Annotated in this window: 2 protein-coding genes; both read left to right on the top strand. The window is 70.3% G+C overall.

The features are described from left to right. Positions 1 to 204 precede the first annotated feature (204 nt). A complete protein-coding gene (istA, locus tag QMO56_RS26665) occupies positions 205 to 1,671 on the top strand; it encodes an IS21 family transposase (RefSeq protein ID WP_283530663.1) in 1,467 nt (488 codons plus the stop codon). After that, entirely contained in the window at positions 1,668 to 2,441 is a 774-nt protein-coding gene (istB, locus tag QMO56_RS26660) for an IS21-like element helper ATPase IstB (RefSeq protein WP_283530661.1), read from the top strand. The genes istA and istB overlap by 4 nt, the downstream gene beginning before the upstream one ends. The last annotated feature ends 124 nt before the right edge of the window (positions 2,442 to 2,565 follow it).

Genomic DNA, 2,565 nt, shown 5'->3' with positions numbered 1-2,565 from the left:
TGGCGCCCGGCGATTACGATGAGCGGTAATCGGCAATTATGATGAGCGCCCGGCGGTGCGGCGGAGGGTGGGCGTAGCCCGCCCGGAGCCGTTCCGCCGGGCGAGCGCGCCTGCGGATGCGTGTCAGGCTCTGCCCTGGTCCCAGAAACATGGGGTGGGGTGGTGCCGGGCAGACACGTCACGGATCAGCAGGTGAGGCTTTACATGAACGAACGCCGGACCGCGCCACAGGCCCTGGCCGCCGCGAGGGCAGGCCTGTCGGTGGCCACCGCACGCCGGATCGAGCGAGATCCCCGGCCGCCATCGGAGCGGCGGGAGCCACGGCACTGGCGCACGCGGGAGGACCCGCTGGCGCTCGTCTGGGAGAGCTTCATCCTGCCCCTCCTGCAACGCGCACCCGGCCTCAAGCCGGTCACGGTGCTGCACGAACTCGACCGCGCCTTTCCCGGCGCCTACGGCGAGAGCATTCGGCGCACCCTGGAGCGGCGGATGCGCGACTGGCGGGCGGTGCACGGTCCAGAGCGGGAGGTGATGTTTCCGCAGAGCCACGCGCCGGGCCGCCTGGGCCTGTCGGATTTCACCCATGCCACCGACCTCGGCGTGACGGTCGGCGGCACGCTGCTTGAGCACCGGCTCTACCACTTCGCGCTCGCCTTTTCCGGCTTCGAGAGTGCCGAGGTCGTCCTCGGCGGCGAGAGCTTCACCGCGCTGGCGTCGGGCCTGCAGAACGCACTCGCCACGCTGGGCGGCGCGCCGGTCGAACACCGCACCGACAGCCTGTCCGCCGCCTTCCGCAATCTCGCCCCTGAGGCCGCCGAGGACATCACCCGCCGCTACGCCGCGCTCTGCGGCCACTACGGCATGATCGGCTCACGCAACAACCGCGGTCAGGCGCATGAGAACGGCGCCATCGAGAGCCGCCACGCCCATATTAAGTCACGCCTCGGCCAGGCGCTGCTGCTGCGCGGCAGCCGCGACTTCGAGAGCCTCGCCGCCTACCGCGTCTTCGTCGCCGAGGTGGTGGCCCAGCACAATGCCCGGCACCGGCGCGAGATCGCCCTCGAATGCACCGCGCTGCGCCCGCTGCCGCCTGGCCGGGCGCCGGATTACGTCGAGGCCAGCGTGCTGGTGACCACCAGCGGCGGCTTTTCCTTTCGCCGGGTGTTCTACACCGTCCCCTCGCGCCTGGTCGGGCGGCGCCTGCGGCTGCGGGTCTACGAGGAGCGGCTCGAGGCCTATCTGGGCGGCACCCACCTCCTGACGCTGCCGCGGCGGCGGGGGAGCCCGGACGGCCGGCGTGGCCATGTGGTGGACTATCGCCACGTCCTTCATGCGCTGCGCGCCAAGCCAGGCGCCCTGGTGGGGCTGAGCTACCGCGACGCCCTCTGGCCGCGCCCGGCCTTTGCCCGGGCCTGGGATGCGCTGATCGTCCGCGGTCCCGAGCGCCGAGCCTGCCGCACCATGGTCGGCCTCCTGGTCCTCGCCCACGAGGACGGCTGCGAGGCCGAACTCGCCGCGGCGCTCGAGAGCACCCTCGACGCCGGGCGCCTGCCCGACCTGGACGAGCTGCGTCGACGCTTCGCGCGGAGCCGCACCGAGACACCAACCGTGCACGTGGCGCTGCCGCCACCAGGCGCCTACGACGCGCTCCTGCCGGAGCTCGGCCGATGAGCCGCATCACCGTCGACACCGCACGCCTGCCGGTGCTGCTGAACGAACTGCGCCTGCCCACCTTCGGCAGGCTCTGGTCGGGCTTTGCCGAGACGGCTGACACCGAGAGCTGGCCCGCGGCGCGCTTTCTCGCCACGCTCGCCGAGCATGAACTCGCCGAGCGCCAGCAGCGTCGCATCGCCCGCCACGCCCAGGCCGCTCACCTGCCCCCGGGCAAGACCTTCGACAGCTTCGACTTCGCCGCGGTGCCCATGGTGAGCAAGGCGCGCTTCCTGGCGCTCGCCGAGGGCGACAGCTGGCTCGAGGCCGGGCGCAACATCCTGCTGTTCGGCCCGCCCGGCACCGGCAAAAGCCATCTCGCCGCCGCCCTCGGCTATGCCCTCGTCGACAACGGGTTCCGCGTCCTGTTCGCCCGTACCACCGACCTGGTGCAGCGTCTGCAGGCTGCCCGCCAGGATCTCGCCCTGGCCAGCGCCATCGAGAAGCTCGACAAGTACCACCTGCTCATTCTCGATGACCTCTCCTACGTGCAGAAGAGCCAGTCCGAAACATCGGTCCTGTTTGAACTCATCGCCGCCCGCTACGAGCAGCGCTCACTGCTGATCACCGCCAATCAACCCTTCGGCGCCTGGGACAGCATCTTTCCCGACAAGGCCATGACCGTCGCCGCCATCGACCGCCTCGTCCACCATGCCGTCATCATGGAGATGAACGTCGAAAGCTACCGACGCCGCACCGCCATCGAACGCACCAGGACCACCACCACCTAATCGCCGCGCAACGTCAATTACCGTCCCCTCTTGTCGCAGCGCGACATCTGGACAACCTTCACCACCGCATCCGCGGCGCTCATCATAGTTGACGCCCAGCGCTCATCCCAATCGACGTGCTACA

It is taken from the genome of Roseomonas sp. E05 (assembly GCF_030063475.1).
Taxonomy (GTDB): Bacteria; Pseudomonadota; Alphaproteobacteria; order Acetobacterales; family Acetobacteraceae; genus Pseudoroseomonas.
This window is presented reverse-complemented; position numbering and strand designations above follow the sequence as displayed.

What these genes read in the sequence shown, in the direction of transcription:
- istA (WP_283530663.1), top strand. Translation starts at nt 205, where the DNA reads ATGAACGAACGCCGGACCGCGCCACAGGCCCTGGCCGCCGCGAGGGCA.
- istB (WP_283530661.1), top strand. Translation starts at nt 1,668, where the DNA reads ATGAGCCGCATCACCGTCGACACCGCACGCCTGCCGGTGCTGCTGAAC.